A 1,788-nucleotide genomic window follows, 5' to 3' on the forward strand; every position below is an offset into this window, starting at 1 on the left:
GGAGAACGCGAAAGGGCCGCAGACGTGAGCCGGCCGACGCGGATGTCCCTCGCGGCAAGTTGGCGGAGGTGCTGGCGGCCACCATCGGCGACGAGATCGGCTCTGGCGGCCGGCAGGTCGGTTCGGTCTTCGGCACCGAGAGTGCCTTACTGGAGCGCTATCGGGTGAGCCGCGCGGTGTTGCGCGAGGCGGTGCGACTACTCGAATATCACTCGGTCGCGCAGATGCGCCGCGGGCCCGGCGGTGGGCTGGTCGTCACACAGCCCCATGCGCAAGCCAGCATCGACACCATCGCGTTGTATCTGCAATTCCGGAAGCCGAGCCGCGAAGACCTGCGCTGCGTCCGGGACTCGATCGAGATCGATAACGTCGCCAAGGTCGTCAAGCGACGAGCCGAACCCGAGGTGGCGGCTTTCCTGCACACCCACCGGTCCGCACTCGACCACTCCCTGCACACCGCTGATGATGTGCGTCAGGCGACATCCGAGGAATTGCGGTTCCACATCGGACTGGCTCAGCTGGCCGGCAACGCGCTGCTGGACCTCTTCCTCCGGATCATCGTCGAGTTGTTCCGCCGACATTGGTCCAGCACCGGACAGGAGCCGCCGGCCCGCGACGACGTCGTCGCCGTCGAGCACGCGCATCTGCGGATTCTCGACGCGATCACGTCCGGCGACGACAGCTTGGCGCGCTACCGCGTTCGTCGACATCTCGACGCCGCCGCCTCGTGGTGGCTGTGACGAACGTCCTTCTAGCCGAGGCCGGTTTGTGATCGGTTTCCTGCATAGGGAAGCCACGCGCGGGGTACTGGGATGGGTAATGGGGCGCGGGGATACGTAACGGAGAGCCGGTCCGGAAGGAGAGCCAGTCCGGCAGGGGGTTGGCATTGGTGATGGAAAGCGGGAGCGCCGAAATGATCAGGGGCACGGAGAACGAGCAACACGGCTTCGTTCACTCCGCGCTCCTCTACCACTCGCAGCGGGAGTACCTGGACGCCGTGGTGCCATTCGTGCTCGAAGGTTTGGCGATGGACGAGCCGGTACTCGTCGCGGTTCCCGGCGATTACTTGGCGTGGCTCCGCGAGGCGCTGGGCGGGGAGGGTTCGACCACCGGACTGCGGCTGGTCGACATCGCCGAGGCTGGCCGCAACCCGAGCCGGTTTCTGGCGCTGGAAGGCTCCTTTGTCGAGGAGAACGCCGACCGGCGCGCCCGAATCGTCAGCCAAGTCTTCTGGCCCGAGCGCAGCGCGGATGAGTCTTTGGCCTGCATGCAGCATGAGGCGCTGGTCAACAGCGCGTTTGACGGTCGCCCGCTGACCGCGCTGTGCCTCTACGACGCGCAGCGGCTGGGCGAGGACGTGCTGGCAAGCGCCCGTGCGACGCATCCGCTGTTATGGAAGTGCGGCTCGCCGCAACACAGCGCGGACTACGCGCCGGATGACGTGCTGGCACAGTGCAATCAGCCACTACCCGCTAATCCGGGTGCCGTGACGTATATGGTCCGCAAGTCCGCGGACCTGCGGCCGGCTCGGTCGTTCGCCGTCAACTACGCCGGCTGGGTCGGGCTGTCCCAGGACGGCATCGAAGATCTGCAACTGGTGGCCACGGAGCTGGCCACCAATAGCTTGATGTACACCGACGGCGCGTGCCGGTTGGCCTTCTGGCGCGACGACGACCACCTGGTGTGCGAGGCGCGCGACAGTGGACGAATTGACGACCCGCTGGTGGGACGCCTGGATCCGGGCCCGGCCGGCCCGGCCAGCCGTGGACTGTTTCTGGTCAACGCCAT

2 protein-coding genes are annotated in these 1,788 nt (G+C 66.7%); both read left to right on the forward strand.

What is annotated here, in order from left to right:
- Window positions 1-740, forward strand: a 740-nt coding sequence (locus ACZY0B_RS06675; protein ID WP_463763245.1) for a FadR/GntR family transcriptional regulator, incomplete at its 5' end; no start/stop codon positions are given.
- A gap of 173 nt (window positions 741-913) precedes the next feature.
- A partial coding sequence (locus ACZY0B_RS06680; protein ID WP_463763246.1) for an anti-sigma factor RsbA family regulatory protein occupies window positions 914-1,788 on the forward strand: 875 nt, incomplete at its 3' end.

The sequence above is a fragment of the Mycobacterium sp. IDUB_19 genome (assembly GCF_055419445.1).